Genomic DNA, 14912 nt, shown 5'->3' with positions numbered 1-14912 from the left:
CAAGAGTAACTTGCGTCGGCCGCTCCTGCCAGCCGAACGCAGAGTCGAACGTGGCCGAATGCCGGGAAAGGGACGCGGGCGATACTGACCACCATGACCTATCGAACGGCTTCGGAGGACGCCGCCCTGGACCGCCTGCTCACCACGGGCGTGGGGGTCGGTGAGCACGAGAGCTACGGCGACGATCCGGATCAGGTGTGCGAGTGGTGGGGTCCGCCCGGCGCGCCGGTTGTGGTCGTGGTGCACGGTGGCTACTTCCGTCCGACCATCGATCGCACGCACGCCCGACCGATGGCTGCGGCGCTGGCGTCAGCCGGGCATCGCGTGGCGCTGCTCGAATATCGGCGCCGCCCCGGGCAGCCCACGGCGAGCGTCGACGATCTGGAGCGGTTCGATCGCCACCTGCGCGCCCGCGGCGAGGCGCCCGCGGCCTGGGTCGGCCATTCCGCCGGTGGCACGCTCGTGCTGCTGCAGGGCTTGGCCGATGGAGACGCGCCGGACCCACGTGGTGTCGCCGGAGGGCGTGCTGAGTCGCTGATCGTGGCCCTCGCCCCGGTCGCGGACCTTGCCCGAGCAGCACGGGAACGGCTGGGCGACGGGGCGGTCGTCGACTGGATGGGTGGCCTGCCCGGTGAGGTGGCGGCCTATCGGCGACTCGACCCCCGCGCACTGCTCGATCGAGGCGGCCGCGTCGACCGGCTGACGGTCCTGCACGGCGAGCACGACGGGACGGTGCCGGCCGAGCACACCCGTGACCTGCCGGTGCGGGCGACGATCCTGTCAGGGGCGCACCACTTCGACGTGATCGACCCCGAATCGCCCCACTTCCGGACGGTCCTGGCCGCTCTGTCGGCTCACACCGACCACGCACCCGGTGGCTGACTGGCGACCCGGCCTCAGGATTCGGACGCCAGGAGTTCCTCGATGCGCAGCAGTGCTCGGGCGGCCTCGGCGTACGACGTGCTGAGCGGTGACAGGCCGAGCCGGATCCCGTCCGGTTCGCGGTAGTCCGGCACGATTCCGTCCCGCCAGAGCTGGGCGCACAGGTCCCGGGATCGCGGGTGCGCGAGCGTGACATGGGCGCCGCGGCGGTCGTCGGCGCGCGGTGAGGCGATGCGTACGCCGTGCACCGCGAGCACCTCATCCACGGCCTCGATCACGAACCTGCCCAGCGCGCTGCCCTTCGCCCGCACCGCCGCCGGCCCGACCTCGGCGATCAGGTCGACGGTGTCCTCGATGCCGACCATCCCGAGCACGGGCGGAGTACCCGAAATCCACCCCCGCATCCCACCGCCCGCGCGATAGTCCGGCCCCATCACGAACGGCTCGGCGTGGCCCATCCAGCCGGTGATCGGCTGTCGCAGTCGGTCCTGGTGGCGGGCGGCGACGTACGCGAACGCCGGCGCCCCCGGCCCACCGTTCAGGAACTTGTAGGAACACCCGACCGCCAGATCGACTCCGTGCTCATCGAGGCCGACCGGCACGGCGCCGGCCGAATGGCACAGGTCCCACAGCACCATCGCCCCGGCCTCGTGGGCGATCCGCGTGATGGCCGGGAGATCGGCGAGCCAGGCGGATTTGTACGCGACGTGCGACAGCAGGACGACGCCCGTGCGGGGACCGACCGCGGCCGCGACCTGCTCCGGTGTCACGCCCGCCTCCGGTTCGGGCTCGACCCAGACGAGCCGCGCTCCGGTCTCTGCGGCGACGCCCTGCGCCACATAGCGATCGGTCGGGAAGTTCTCGGTGTCGAGCACGATCTCCGGCCGGTCCGGTCCCGAGGCCGCCACGGCCGCGCGGAGAAGTTTGTAGAGCAGCACCGTCGTCGAGTCCGCGACCACCGTCTGTCCCGGCGCGGCCCCCAGACACACGGCACCCAGACGGTCACCGAGCCGCAGCGGCAACTCCATCCACTGCTCGTCCCACGACCGGATGAGCCGCGTGCCCCAGTCGTGGCGGACAAGGTCCGCGAGCCGGTCGGCCGTGGCGCGCAGGGGGCGGCCGAGGGAGTTCCCGTCGAGGTACGCCACCACTTCCTCGGCGCCGGCCCCCGCGGGCACGAACAGATCCCGGCACGCGGCGAGCGGATCCGCGGCGTCCAGCGCCGCGGCGCGGTCGAGCAGGTCGCTCGGGCCGCTCGGGTCGCTCATTTTCCGATCTCCGTCCGCACCGCGAACAGTTCGGGAAAGAACGTGAGCTCGAGCGCGCGCTGCAGGAAGCCCACGCCGGAGCTGCCGCCGGTGCCGGTCTTCATGCCGATCGTGCGCTGGACGGTCTTGAGATGGCGGAACCGCCAGAGCTGGAAGTTGTCCTCCAGGTCCACGAGCTCCTCGCAGGCCTCATAGACGTCCCAGTGGTCGTGGGCGTGCTCATAGATGTCGACGAACACCGCGGTGAGCTCGGGATCGAGCGAATGGGCGCGCGTGACGTCCCGGTCCAGGACGTGCCGCGGGATCGCGTACCCCCGCCGCGCCAGACCGCGCAGGAACTCGTCATAGAGGCTCGGCGCCGCCAGCAACTCCGCCAGGACCGCGTGCGCCTCGGGATCGGCCTCGTGAACCTTCAGCATGCCGGGGTGCTTGTTGCCGAGGGCGAACTCGACAGCCCGGTATTGCCACGACTGGAACCCCGACGCCTGACCCAGGAACCCGCGGAACTCCGCGTACTCCACCGGCGTGAGCGTCGCCAGGACCGACCACTGATCGGTGAGCGTGCGCTGGATGTGCTTGACGCGGGCGATGCGCTTGAGGGACACCCGCATCTCGTCGGCCGCCAGCAACGCCATCGCCGAGCGGATCTCGTGCAGGACCAGCTTCAACCAGAGCTCGGAGGTCTGGTGCTGGATGATGAACAGCATCTCGTCGTGGTGCGGAGGTTCGCTCACGGGTTCCTGCGCGGCCAACAGCCGATCCAGGCGGAGATAGGACCCATAGCTCATCCGCTCGCGGAAGTCGGAGTGGATGCCGTCCTCGATGTCGCGTGTGTTGCTCATGACCTGACCCCCTCGTCCGCGCCCTTCAGCGCATCACGACTGCAACCGGTGCGCGATCACCTGCCGCGCCTCCCGGCCGGCCGGGACCGGGACGAGCGGGTAGGCGTGCAGTTGGCCGGTGGACTCGTAGAAATCGAAGGGTACGCCCGCCGCCCGCAACCGTTCGATGAGGTCGCGGATGTCCGGGGCGAGGATGTCGTCGGTGCCCGAGAGGACGAGCAGCCGACCGAGGCCGCGGAGATCGCCGAGAAGCGGGCTGACCCGGGGGTCGGTCACGGGCAGGTCGCCACGCCAGATGTCAGCGAAGTACTGAGCGCCGGGGACGCCGAGGATCGGGTCGCGCGGCTGGACCTCCGGAATCTCGGGATTGTCGAACCGCAGGTCCAGCGCCGGCGAGATGAGAATCGTGTCGTCGAGCGTGATCCCGTGGTGGTCGCGCAGCTCGAGCGCCGTCGACAGGGCGATCTGGCCGCCCGCGGAATCGCCGGCGATCGCGGTCCGGGTGTTGGTCGCCTTCGTCTCCCGGGTGATCTCGACGAAGCGGGCGATCACCTCGGCTGCGGTGCCGAACGGGATGAGTGGATAGATCGGGACGATGAACGTCGTGGCGGACTCGGCGGCCAACTCGGCGACCAGATGCCAGTGGAGGAACGACATCTCGTTCACCCAGCCGCCGCCGTGGGCATAGACGACGGCACCCGCCGGCTTCGTGTCCCGGGGCTTCACGCGATAGACGGTCCAGCCGCGCCAGCGATCGACGTCGATGACGACGTCTCGGCGGATGCGGCGGGGTGGGGCGTACGGCTGCGGGCGCAGCGCAAAAGCCCGCACATGCTTCCGCGCCTCGTCGGCATCCTTGAAGGGCTTGCCGATCCCGGTCGCGCGGATCAGGGGGCGAAGGAGCGGCTCGGGCAGGGTGAAAGCCATACCCCCGACACTAGTTGCCCGTCCGGGCACCCGCCCCCAGGGGGAGTGGGCGCCCGGCTGTGCGCGCCCGTCAGGCGGACACCCGACGGCGTCGCACCCAGCTCGGTGCGACCATGACGCCGCGCCTGTGGGCGACGAAGAGCGCCATCAGGGCGACGGGCGTGAGCACGAGCACGGTGATGATGCTGGCCTCGAGCCCATAGGCGCCACCGGAGATGAGATCGGGACCGGCGGCAGCGGTGATCAGCAGCCCCTCGTTGACGTTGCCGGAGACCGGGACGCCGACGACATTGCTGAGCACCGAGTTCCACGCCGCGTGGAGGCCGATGACCCACCACAGCGAACGGGTCAGCAGATAGACGACCGCGAAGAGAAGTCCCGCCTCGATGATCGTCGCGATCGTGCTCACCAGGGTCGCCTGGGCGGCGAACGCATGGACGGAGCCGAAGATCACCGCGGAGGCCCCAACGGCCAGCCACGATCCGAGCCACTGCTCGAGGAAGCGATAGACGATGCCGCGGAACAGGATCTCCTCGACCACGGCCGCGAACAGGCCGGTCATGATGAAGTCCGTCACCCAGGGGATGTCGCCGATTGGCCGGACACCGGCGACGGTGAGTCCGCCGGCCGCCCACGCGATGGCCGCGCAGATGCCCACCAGCAGGGCCCCGACCCCGAGTCCGCCGGCCAGACCACTGATCCGCCGGGGATCGAGTTCCACCGGATACCGGCGCTCCAGCACCACGGTCATCACCAGATAGCCGACCAACGCCGCGACGATGAGCCCGAGCGCGGTCACCAGCATGCCGGCGCCTTCCGCGGGACCCGTGGGGTCGACGAGGTACGCCAGGCCGAGCCCGAGCACCCCGATCGTTCCGCCCACGACGAAGAAGACCAGCAGTCTCACCAAGGGGTGACCCCACCCGCGCAGATCCTCCGGTGCGTCCACCCCGAGTCCGTCCGGGCGCAGCGCGGGGATGCCCCAGCCCGGCAGCCGGGCGGGTCGCACCACCCTCCCCCGCGGGACCGCCTCCCGGGCTGACCCCTTGGCCACCATCAGCATTGCCCCTCCTTTTGCTCGGATCCAACGATCTACTACAGACCGTAGTAGAATGCGCCGCCCCCGGGCCCGGAACGAAAGACAGCCAGGGACAACTCAGGGCTGGGACAGGGTGCGGACCTGACGTCCGCCTTGGCAGACCGACGCCTCGTCCCACAAGCTAGTGCGAGAGCAACGACGCCCTGTTCGGCACCGAGGTAGGGGACCATGCGACGCGAACATCCACTCAACGACCCCGGCGACAGCGGCAAGATCGTGTCGGCCGATGCAGCGGTCCGTCTCATCCGGGATGGCGACACGGTCGCCACCAGCGGGTTCGTCGGCATCGGCTTCGCCGAGAACATCGCCGTGGCCGTCGAGCGGCGATTCCTGGGCACGGCACAGGAACCCGGCGGCCACCCGCGGAACCTCACGCTGGTCTATGCCGCCGGCCAGGGCGACGGCAAGGACCGAGGCTTGAACCACTTCGGCCATGAGGGCCTCATCGCCCGCGTCGTCGGCGGTCACTGGGGCCTGGTGCCGAAGATCTCGGACCTCGCGATGGCCAACAAGATCGAGGCCTGGAACCTACCGCAGGGCGTGATCTGCCACCTCTACCGCGACATCGCGGCGGGCAAGGCGGGCACCCTGACCCGGGTCGGTCTCGGCACGTTCGTCGACCCCCGGCACGGTGGTGGGAAGCTGAATGACATCACCACGACGGATCTGGTCCGGATCCTCGAGATCGACGGCGATGAGCAACTGTTCTACAAGGCCTTCCCGATCAATGTCGGCATCATCCGCGCGACCACGGCGGATCCGGACGGGAACCTCACCATGGAGCGCGAGGCGCTCACCCTGGAGGCCCAGGCCATCGCGATGGCGGCCCGCAACTCCGGTGGCATCGTGATCGCCCAGGTCGAGCGGATCGCCGACCGCGGCTCCCTGAACGCCCGGCAGGTGAAGATCCCGGGGGTCATGGTCGACTGCGTGGTCGTGGCGGAGAGCCCCGAGCTCCATCAGCAGACGTTCCTGGAGGCGTACAACCCCGCCTTCGCCAGCGAAATCCGCGTCCCTGCGTCGTCGATCGCCCCCATGGAGCTGGGGGTACGCAAGGTCGCCGCCCGCCGCGCCGCGATGGAACTGCGGGCCAACGACTGCGTGAACCTGGGCATCGGCATGCCCGAGGCAGTGGCGAGCGTTGCGGCCGAGGAGCGGATCATCGACCTGCTGACGCTGACCGCCGAGCCGGGTGTCATCGGCGGCATCCCGGCGGGCGGGCTGAACTTCGGGGCGGCCACCAATGCCGCGGCCATCATCGATCAACCGGCGCAGTTCGACTTCTATGACGGCGGCGGGCTCGACATCGCGATCCTCGGCCTCGCGCAGGCCGACCGGGAGGGCAACGTCAACGTCTCCAAGTTCGGCGCCCGGGTCGCCGGCGCCGGCGGATTCATCAACATCAGCCAGAACACCGGCACCGTGGTGTTCCTGGGCAGCTTCACCGCCGGTCGCGCCAAGGCCACCGTCACGGACGGACGCCTCGTGCTGCCCGCAGAGGCGGGCCTCACCAAGTTCGTCACCGAGGTTGAGCACCGGACGTTCAGCGGCACACAGGCGCTCGCGAACGGCCAGGAGGTGCTCTATTGCACCGAACGCTGCGTGTTCCGTCTCGTCGACGGCGGCCTGCACCTGACCGAGATCGCCCCGGGCGTCGACCTCGAGCGCGACATCCTCGCGCAGATGGCGTTCGAGCCGATCATCGACGGTGACCCGGTGCTGATGGATCCGCGGATCTTCGGCGAGGCACCGATGGACCTGCGCGCCGATCTCCTCAGCATCCCGGTGCCCGACCGGCTGTGGTTCGACGCGGAACGCGAGACGTTCTTCATCGACTTCGAGGGGCTCCAAGTGCGGACCCCGGAGGACATCGAGGAGATCTACGCCGCCGTCGTCCACAAGCTGGAGCCGCTGGGGCGGCGGGTGCCGGCGATCGTGAACTATGACCAGTTCTCGATCATGCCCGAGCTGGTGGATCCCTATGTGGCGATGGTCCAGCACCTGATGGACACCCGCTATACCGAGGTGACTCGCTATACCTCGAACGCCTTCCTGCGGGCGGAGCTCGGGGCAGCCATGCAACGCGGCGAGATGGTGCCGAATCTGTTCGAGAACCAATATCTGGCGGAGAAGAAGCTCGCCACGACTGTCACCGGGCCGGTGCGGCGCGTGCGCGGCTGAGCGCCGCACCGGCCACCGCAGGCAGAAAGCCCGGTCTGGCGAACCAGACCGGGCTTTTTCCGATGGTGCTGGGTTCAGGGCCGACCGGCGGCCCTGAACCGGATCACTTGTTCTTCAGCACCGCCTGCGCCGCGGCGAAGCGGGCGATCGGCACACGGAACGGCGAGCAGGAGACATAGTCCAGGCCGATCTCGTGGAACAGCTCAATCGACTCGGGATCGCCACCGTGCTCACCGCAGACACCGGTCTTGAGCTTGTCCTTGACCGAGCGACCCTTCTCGACGCCCATGCGGACGAGCTCGCCGACACCATCCCGGTCGACGGACTCGAAGGGGTTGCGCGGCATGACTTCGTCGATGACGTACTGCCCCAGGAAGCCACCCTCCGCATCGTCACGGGAGATGCCGATGCCGGTCTGGGTGAGGTCGTTGGTGCCGAACGAGAAGAAGTCGGCGTGCTCGGCGATCTGATTCGCGGTCACCGCGGCACGCGGCAGCTCGATCATGGTGCCCACCGTGTAGTCCAGGTCCTGACCCGAGTCCGCGATCTCCTCGTCGGCGGTCGCCACCACGATGGCGCGCTGACGCTTGAGCTCCTCGGCATAGGCGACGAGCGGGATCATGATCTCGACGTCCACGGTCTCGCCCTGGCGCTCACGCACCGCGAGCGCGGCCCGGATGATCGCGCGGGTCTGCATCTCGGGGATCGCGGGATAGAGCATGCCGAGACGGCAACCACGGGTGCCGAGCATCGGGTTCTGCTCGTGCAAGCCCTTGACCTGCTCGAGGATGTGCTTCTCGGCCTCGATCTCGTCGGCGTTGGCCCCGGTGAGCTCCAGCCGCTGGACCTTGAGCGACTGCTCGACGAGGTCCGGCAGGAACTCGTGCAGCGGCGGGTCGAGGAGCCGGACGGTGACGGGCAGCCCGGCCATGGCCTCGAAGATGCCCTCGAAGTCCTGCTGCTGCATCGGCAGGATCTTCTCGAGCGCCGCGGCGCGCTGCTCGTCGGTCTCGGCGAGGATCATCTCGCGCACGGCCGGCAGGCGGTCCTCGGCCATGAACATGTGCTCGGTGCGGCACAGGCCGATGCCCTGGGCACCCAGCTCACGGGCCTTCTCGGCGTCGACCTTGTTGTCGGCGTTGGCCCGGACACCGAGGCGGCGAACCTCGTCGGCCCACTGCACGATGTGCTGGAAGTCGTCGTTGATCTGCGGCGGCACCAGCGGCAGCGAACCCGCATAGACCTCACCGGTGGAGCCGTCGAGGGTGAGGACGTCATCCTCGCCATAGGTCTTGTCACCGATGGTGACGGTCTTCTCGGCCGGGTTGATCCGGATCTCGTGGGCGCCGGCCACGCAGGGCTTGCCCATGCCGCGGGCCACAACGGCGGCGTGGGACGTCATGCCGCCGTGGGCCGTGAGGACGCCCTGGGCCTTGATGACGCCGGCGATGTCGTCCGGGGTGGTCTCGAAGCGGACGAGCACAACGGGCTCCTCGTCCCCGCGCACAGCGGCGGTGTCGGCGTCGAAGCAGAGCTTGCCGACCGCGGCACCCGGGGAGGCGGGCAGGCCCTTGGCGATCGGGCTCTGGCCGTGGGCCGGGTCGATCGCGGGGTGCAGGAGCTGGTCGAGCTGCGCCGGCTCGATGCGCTGGAGCGCCTCCTCCTTGGTGATGATCCCCTCTTCGACCATGTCGTTGGCGACCTTCAGAGCGGCGGCGGCGGTGCGCTTTCCGTTGCGGGTCTGGAGCAGATAGAGCTTCTCGTTCTCAATCGTGAACTCCATGTCCTGCATGTCCTTGTAGTGACGCTCCATCGCGTTCATCGTGTCGATGAGCTGCGCGTACGCCTCCGGCAGAACCTGCTCCATCTCCTCCAGGTTGCGCGGCGTCCGGATGCCGGCCACCACGTCCTCGCCCTGGGCGTTCACGAGGAACTCGCCATAGAGCTCCTTCACGCCGGTCGACGGGTTGCGGGTGAACAGCACGCCGGTGGCGGAGGTCTCGCCGCGGTTGCCGAACACCATCTGCATGACGTTCACGGCGGTGCCGAGATCGGCGGGGATGTTGTTGGCCTTGCGATAGACCTCGGCGCGCGGGTTCTGCCAGGAATCGAAGACCGCGTTGATGGCGCGCTTCAACTGCTGCTTGGGGTCGGAGGTCCACTCGCCACCGAGCGCCTCGTTCGAGAGCTTCTTGAAGGTCGCGACCAGTTCCTTGAGGTCCTCGGTGGTGAGGTCGGTGTCTTCCTTGGCGTTCTTGTCGGCCTTGATCTTGGTCAGCGCGTCCTCATAGACGTGGGGCTCGATGCCCTCCACGACCTCGCCATACATCTGGATGAAGCGGCGATAGGAGTCCCAGGCGAACCGCTCGTCGCCACCGGCGGCGAGACCCGCCACGGTGTCGTCGGAGACACCCAGGTTGAGCACCGTGTCCATCATGCCGGGCATCGACTGCACGGCACCGGACCGGATGGCCAACAGGAGCGGCTTCTCGGGGTCACCCAGGCCAAGACCGGTGCGCTCCTCGAGGCGCTGCAGGGCCTGCTCGACCTCCGGCCAGAGGTTCTCGGGCCATTCGCCGCCGCGGTTCATGGTCTCCACACAGGCGGTGGTGGTGACGGTGAACGCATCCGGGACGGGCACGCCCAGACGGGCCATCTCGGCCACACCAGCGCCCTTGCCGCCCAGCAGATTCCGCATCGTGGCGTCGCCATCGGCGAGGTCGTACACGTACTCGGTGTGCATCGGATCTCCTTGTTTCTCGGGTATGGAAAGTCGCGTTGACGCGAAACTCAGGGGGCGAATTTGATTTCGGCGGGCAGTCTGCGCAACGCGCCGCCGTTGGCGCGAGCACGGTCGTCGACGATGTCGATGATCCGCGCAGCGGACTCCTCCATCGCCATTTTGGTGGTGTCCAGCACCGGGCAGCCCAACCCTCGCTGGATCGCCCTGATCTCGTCGAACTCGTCATAGATCTTGGCGAGCTCGGCATAGCCGTCGGACCGCCGGTGGGAGCCCATGCCCTTCAGCCGGCGGGTCCTGATTTCCGCCAGCAACTGGGGGTCGAGGGTCAACCCGACAATCCGCCAGCGATCGATGGCGTAGAGCTCCGCCGGCGGCTTGATCCGAGGCACCAGTGGAACATTGGCGGTCTTGTATCCGAGATACCCCAGATACATCGACAGCGGGGTCTTGCCACAACGCGAGGCGGCGACGATGACGATGTCTGCGTCCTTCAGCCCCTCCGGCTGTTGGCCGTCGTCGTGGCGCACGGCGAACTCCATCGCCGCGATCCGGGTGAAATAGTCCTTCTCCACGCCGACCGGACGCATGGCGACACGCTCGGGCTCGACACCCGTGGCGAACTCCAGCTGCTGCAGCGTCGGGCCGAGCAGGTCGATGTGGACCAGCCCGAGTTCTGCGCAGCCGTCGTCGACGAGATCCCGCAGCACGGGATTGACCAGCGTGGACATCACCACGACGGGCCGGTCGACATGACCCCGCACGGTGTCGAAGATCAGGAACAGTTCCTCGGCCGTCGTCACCCGGGGATGCCGGACGATCCGAAAGGGATGGTTGGGAAACTGCGCCTGGGCGGCCCTGGCCAGGCGTGCCGCAGTCTCGCCGGTGGAGTCGGCGATCACGTGGATCTCGAGGGCCTGGTCGGACACAGCGACAACTTACTCTGTCTCGACTCGCGAGGCTTGCGTACCAGCGAACCAGAGACACTATCCGGCCGCTTTGTCTCGCAGGGTGAATGATCCGGGGCATCGGGCGTCCGGAATCACCGGGTTCGCGAGCAGGCCGAAAGGATTCGTGGCAAGATTCTCCCGCTTTCGCCGACCCCGTGTTTTCGCCGACCCCGTGTTTTCGGCGGCCCCGTGTTTCACCGACAACTCCCGTGCCTCGGCTAACGTCCCGGGCATGGATCCGGTCGACCGCCTCATTCTCGACGAAAGCCCCGAGCCCGACGGCCCGGTGTTGGTGGTCGATGCGCCCGAGCTCGCGACGGCGGCTTCGGCGCGGGGCTGGGCGGTGTGGGGGTACGCAGACTCCCTGCTCCTCGAGCAACGCTTCGACGTCCCGATGATCGACCGGTGGCCCGGGGACGCCGACGGCGGGGCTCCCGACGCGGACATCGAGCTGATCCTGCTGCGGCTGCCGAAGGCGGTGGCGGCGCTGGAGGAGTACGCACAACGGTTCGCACTGCTCCCACGGGACGTTCGCCTGGTCGCGGGCGGTCGCGTGAAGCACATGACCCACGCGATGAACGAGGCGCTCGCCACCCGGTTCGGCACGGTCCGCGCGAGTCTCGGGCGACAGAAGTCCCGCGTGCTCCACGCCGCCGACCCGATCCCGGGCCCACTCGACTTCCCGCGCACGGCCCAGCACCCCGAGCTCGATCTGACGCTCGCCGCCCACGGCGCGACGTTCGCCGGGACCAGGATCGATCCCGGGACTCGGCTGCTGACCACCGTGCTCGACCGGCTTCCGGCCTCGGATCCCCACACCCCCGCCGTCGACCTCGGGTCCGGCAACGGGACGCTCTCCGTGCTCCTGGCCCGGGCCGGCCACCGCGTCCTGGCCCTCGACGAATCCCGGGCGGCCTGCGCCTCGACCGCTGCGTCGGCCCGCCTCAACGGCGTGGAGGTCGACGTCGAGCGTGCGGATGGCCTGACGGGCCGACCGGACGGGAGCTCAGGCCTCATCGTCTGCAACCCGCCCTTCCACGTCGGCACGGCCAAGGACTCCACGCCCGCGCTGGCGATGATCGACGACGCCGCGCGCGTCTTGCGGCCCGGCGGGGAGCTGTGGCTGGTGTTCAACGCGCACCTGCCCTATCTGCCGCGGCTGCGGCAACGCATCGGCCGCACGGAGATCGTCGCGCGCAATCCCAAGTTCATCGTCTCGCGCAGCGTGCGCGGCGCGCGGTTGGCCTAACCTGCGGGACATGCGCCGTCTCGCTCTTCCCGCAGCGCTCCTCGCCGCCTCGGTCACCGTCACCGCCTGCGTCCCGGGACTGCCCGGATCCGGCTCCAAGCTCGAACGGGCACTGGGCTCCATCGATGCCCCGGAGCAGGGGCGGGTCCTCCTCGGGTACGCGGACGTGGAGAAGTTGCGGACGACGTTCGGCCCACCGCCGCCGATGCCCAGTTACCGCGACGCCGGCCGCGAAGGCCGCAGCATCGCCCTGGTGGGGGCGCCTCGAGCGCTGGCCAATGCGACAGCGCCTTCTGCGTTCCTGCTGGCGGACAAGAGCTATCTGCGCAAGGCGACGTCATCGGTGATGGCGTACTCCCACGTCGACAGCAACGCCTCCCGCACCGCCGGCGGAGCGAGCCTGTTCGACGAGATGCGGCCGGCGATGGGCGAGACGTACGCGGTCGACGGCACCACCGCCACGCGCCTGCCGACCGACCGCCTGCAGGCCGCGAGCCAGCCCGCGATCGTGCGGAAGGACGGCAATGCGCTGGTCACCGAGACGACCGACGAGAGGCCGACGGGACCGGCGAGGAACAGGGTCCGCGAGCTGGCCGGTTGCCTCGACTCGGCGGATGCCGCGGCCATCACGGTGCTCGACCAGCCCTTGGCGGAGGGTGTTGTCGCATTCGGCGTGGCCGTGACGTTTCCCACGGCCGACGAGGTCTCGGCGGTCTATTGCGTGGAGGCGGCAGAGGGAGTGGATCCGCAGGGCCTGGCCGACGGACTCCGCGGCCATCAGGGCAAGGACTACACCGCCGGAGAGCCATCGATCGACAAGCGCGTGATCAGGGTCGAACTCACGCCGGCGGGCGAACCGGTGCGGGCGGCGTACGGAACCATCCTCGGCCAGCCCGAGCGGATCTATCCCACGTTCTGACTTTGCACGGAACGGATCGTATTATTTGCGAATGAGCACCACACTGCCCAGACCCGGCACCCGAACGAGGCGACGTTCCGGCAAGGCGTCGGGGTGGGTGCCGCAGCAACACGGCGCGTGGGCCATGCTCATCACACCGTTCGTCCTCGGCGCCGGGCTGCATGTGCGCGACAGCGGCTGGTCCTGGCATTTGGTCCCGCTGTTCGCCGCCTGGATGTTCGGCTATTTCACGTTCGCGGCCACGTCGCTGTGGCTGAAGTCCCGGCACAAGAGCAAGTTCCTGCGCCCGATGGTGACGTACGCAGCGCTGGCCGGTGGCCTTGGCGTCCTCACCCTGCTGGCCACCGGACCGGCCCTGCTGTGGTGGGGCGTGATCTATCTGCCACTGACCGCTGTCACCCTGTGGCTCGTCGACCACCGACGGGAGCGCTCGACGCTCTCCGGCCTGCTCACGATCGCTGCCGCCGCAGTGATGGCCGTCACCGCCGCCCACCCCGACCCCGCCACGGCGCTGCGTCCGGAGTCCGCCGGCGCCTGGTGGCTCGCGGCGCTCGCGTTCGTCTATTTCTTCGGCACCGTGCCCTATGTCAAGACGCTCGTCCGCGAGCGCGGCCACCGATCGTGGGTCATCGGCTCGGTCGCCTATCACCTGCTCATCACTGCACTCAGCGCCGCGGCCGCGGTGACGGGGCTGCTGTCCTGGTGGTGGACTTTGTTCTTCGTCGTGACGACGCTGCGGGCATTCCTCGTCCCCACGCTGGGGCCGATGTCGGGGCGCACGGTGTCGCCGAAGCATGCCGGCTTCGCCGAGGTCGCCGTGACGCTGCTGTTCGCCGCAATCGCGTTGTCCACCCTGTGAGCCCGACCCGCTGACCGGCTGGTTCGGGACCCGCGGGATCGCTGTGGAGGGTCGCCGCGCTCGTCCGCTGGGGCGATCCTGCGGCCTCGGGAGCCGGCGCCGGTTCTAGTAGGTTTCCCACCATGATCGCCGCCCACGCTGGACTCGCCAGCGCCCATCCGATCCCCGTCGAATTGCTGGACCGGGTGCACGAGTTGTTGCCGAGGTTCATCGCGACCACACCGGTGAGCCAGGGCTTCGACGCGATGGCGTTCACGGGCCTGATCGACGAGGGCGCCGGGCCGGGTCTGCGGGCGCGGATCCGGGAACTGGCCGAGTCCGTCGGCGTCGACGCGACGCTCACCTGGGGACCGCTCGCCGAGCACGGGCCGGGCCTGATCGTCATGGATGTCGATTCGACCCTCATCACCGCTGAGGTGATCGAGCTGATCGCCGCCCACGCGGGCAGTGAACAACTGGTCGCGGACATCACCGAACGGGCCATGCAGGGCGAACTCGACTTCGCGTCCTCCCTCGCTGCACGGGTGGCCACACTCAAGGGTCTGCCGGCGAGCACCCTCGCCGAGGTCGCAGCCGAAGTGCGCCTCTCGAACGGAGCGGCCGACCTCGTCGCGGCCGCCCACGAACAGGGTGTCGGGGTGGGCCTGGTGTCCGGTGGCTTCCACGAGGTAGTCGATCCACTGGCGGCCTCGCTCGGGATCGAGCTGGTTCGGGCGAATCGGTTCGAGATCGTCGACGGGCACCTCAGCGGGCGCACGTCGGGCCCGGTCGTCGACCGTTCTGCGAAGCGCCGCCATATGATCGAGTACGCAGACCTTCTCGGCATCGGCACCGACCGGGTCATCGCCATCGGTGACGGGGCCAATGACCTCGACATGCTGGCCGCGGCAGGTCTGGGGGTCGCCTATTGCGCCAAGCCCATCACCCACGCCGCAGCCGCAGCCGCAATTTCGTTCCCGCGCCTGGACGCCGTGCGGGTGTTCGCCGGCCTCTGAC

Annotated in this window: 12 protein-coding genes; 6 read left to right on the top strand and 6 right to left on the bottom strand. The window is 69.0% G+C overall.

The window, feature by feature from the left end; genetic code table 11:
* Positions 1–93 precede the first annotated feature (93 nt).
* A complete protein-coding gene (locus ACQ260_RS11505; protein ID WP_432559573.1) occupies positions 94–882 on the top strand; it encodes an alpha/beta hydrolase family protein in 789 nt (262 codons plus the stop codon).
* Positions 883–896: 14 nt separating this feature from the next.
* On the opposite strand, the gene ACQ260_RS11500 is transcribed toward ACQ260_RS11505, so the two are convergent.
* The 4 genes from ACQ260_RS11500 to ACQ260_RS11485 form a co-directional block, all read right to left on the bottom strand.
* A complete protein-coding gene (locus ACQ260_RS11500; protein ID WP_432559572.1) occupies positions 897–2150 on the bottom strand; it encodes a kynureninase in 1254 nt (417 codons plus the stop codon).
* Positions 2147–2992, bottom strand: a complete 846-nt coding sequence (gene kynA, locus ACQ260_RS11495) for a tryptophan 2,3-dioxygenase (RefSeq protein WP_432559571.1) — start codon at positions 2990–2992, stop codon at positions 2147–2149. Before kynA ends, ACQ260_RS11500 begins: the two co-directional genes overlap by 4 nt.
* Before the next feature lie 33 nt (positions 2993–3025).
* Complete coding sequence (locus tag ACQ260_RS11490) at positions 3026–3919, bottom strand: alpha/beta hydrolase fold domain-containing protein (RefSeq protein ID WP_432559570.1); 894 nt, start codon at positions 3917–3919, stop codon at positions 3026–3028.
* A 70-nt stretch (positions 3920–3989) separates the two neighbouring features.
* Positions 3990–4982, bottom strand: a complete 993-nt coding sequence (locus ACQ260_RS11485) for a CPBP family intramembrane glutamic endopeptidase (protein ID WP_432559569.1) — start codon at positions 4980–4982, stop codon at positions 3990–3992.
* Between the two features lie 204 nt (positions 4983–5186).
* On the opposite strand from ACQ260_RS11485, the gene ACQ260_RS11480 reads away from it, so the two are divergent.
* Positions 5187–7199, top strand: coding sequence for an acyl CoA:acetate/3-ketoacid CoA transferase (locus tag ACQ260_RS11480; protein ID WP_432559568.1), 2013 nt, complete (start codon positions 5187–5189; stop codon positions 7197–7199).
* 103 nt (positions 7200–7302) lie between these two features.
* Here the strand turns inward: ACQ260_RS11480 and ppdK are convergent, their stop codons facing one another.
* Together ppdK and ACQ260_RS11470 are read right to left on the bottom strand one after the other, a co-directional pair.
* Positions 7303–9942, bottom strand: a complete 2640-nt coding sequence (ppdK, locus tag ACQ260_RS11475) for a pyruvate, phosphate dikinase (RefSeq protein WP_432559567.1) — start codon at positions 9940–9942, stop codon at positions 7303–7305.
* 47 nt (positions 9943–9989) lie between these two features.
* Entirely contained in the window at positions 9990–10868 is an 879-nt protein-coding gene (locus tag ACQ260_RS11470; protein ID WP_432559566.1) for a pyruvate, water dikinase regulatory protein, read from the bottom strand.
* A 253-nt stretch (positions 10869–11121) separates the two neighbouring features.
* Here ACQ260_RS11470 and ACQ260_RS11465 point away from each other — a divergent pair, with 253 nt between their 5' ends.
* The 4 genes from ACQ260_RS11465 to serB all read left to right on the top strand — a co-directional run bounded on the left by ACQ260_RS11465 (position 11122) and on the right by serB (position 14911).
* Complete coding sequence (locus ACQ260_RS11465; RefSeq protein WP_432559565.1) at positions 11122–12138, top strand: class I SAM-dependent methyltransferase; 1017 nt, start codon at positions 11122–11124, stop codon at positions 12136–12138.
* A gap of 10 nt (positions 12139–12148) precedes the next feature.
* On the top strand, positions 12149–13057 hold the full coding sequence (locus tag ACQ260_RS11460; protein ID WP_432559564.1) for a hypothetical protein: 909 nt from the start codon (positions 12149–12151) through the stop codon (positions 13055–13057).
* Between the two features lie 31 nt (positions 13058–13088).
* Positions 13089–13916, top strand: a complete 828-nt coding sequence (locus ACQ260_RS11455; protein ID WP_432559563.1) for a YwiC-like family protein — start codon at positions 13089–13091, stop codon at positions 13914–13916.
* A 122-nt stretch (positions 13917–14038) separates the two neighbouring features.
* Positions 14039–14911 (top strand): phosphoserine phosphatase SerB, encoded by an 873-nt coding sequence (gene serB, locus ACQ260_RS11450; RefSeq protein WP_432559562.1) that lies wholly within the window; start codon positions 14039–14041, stop codon positions 14909–14911.
* The last annotated feature ends 1 nt before the right edge of the window (position 14912 follow it).

The sequence above is a fragment of the Ammonicoccus luteus genome (assembly GCF_050880385.1).
Classification (GTDB): domain Bacteria; phylum Actinomycetota; class Actinomycetes; order Propionibacteriales; family Propionibacteriaceae; genus Enemella.
Note: the sequence above shows the minus strand (reverse complement) of the source record. Positions and strands in the feature narration are given on the sequence as shown.

Coding starts and splice junctions, on each gene's coding strand:
- ACQ260_RS11505 (WP_432559573.1), top strand. CDS start 94: ATGACCTATCGAACGGCTTCGGAGGACGCCGCCCTGGACCGCCTGCTC.
- ACQ260_RS11500 (WP_432559572.1), bottom strand. CDS start 2,150: ATGAGCGACCCGAGCGGCCCGAGCGACCTGCTCGACCGCGCCGCGGCG.
- kynA (WP_432559571.1), bottom strand. CDS start 2,992: ATGAGCAACACACGCGACATCGAGGACGGCATCCACTCCGACTTCCGC.
- ACQ260_RS11490 (WP_432559570.1), bottom strand. CDS start 3,919: ATGGCTTTCACCCTGCCCGAGCCGCTCCTTCGCCCCCTGATCCGCGCG.
- ACQ260_RS11485 (WP_432559569.1), bottom strand. CDS start 4,982: ATGCTGATGGTGGCCAAGGGGTCAGCCCGGGAGGCGGTCCCGCGGGGG.
- ACQ260_RS11480 (WP_432559568.1), top strand. CDS start 5,187: ATGCGACGCGAACATCCACTCAACGACCCCGGCGACAGCGGCAAGATC.
- ppdK (WP_432559567.1), bottom strand. CDS start 9,942: ATGCACACCGAGTACGTGTACGACCTCGCCGATGGCGACGCCACGATG.
- ACQ260_RS11465 (WP_432559565.1), top strand. CDS start 11,122: ATGGATCCGGTCGACCGCCTCATTCTCGACGAAAGCCCCGAGCCCGAC.
- ACQ260_RS11460 (WP_432559564.1), top strand. CDS start 12,149: ATGCGCCGTCTCGCTCTTCCCGCAGCGCTCCTCGCCGCCTCGGTCACC.
- ACQ260_RS11455 (WP_432559563.1), top strand. CDS start 13,089: ATGAGCACCACACTGCCCAGACCCGGCACCCGAACGAGGCGACGTTCC.
- serB (WP_432559562.1), top strand. CDS start 14,039: ATGATCGCCGCCCACGCTGGACTCGCCAGCGCCCATCCGATCCCCGTC.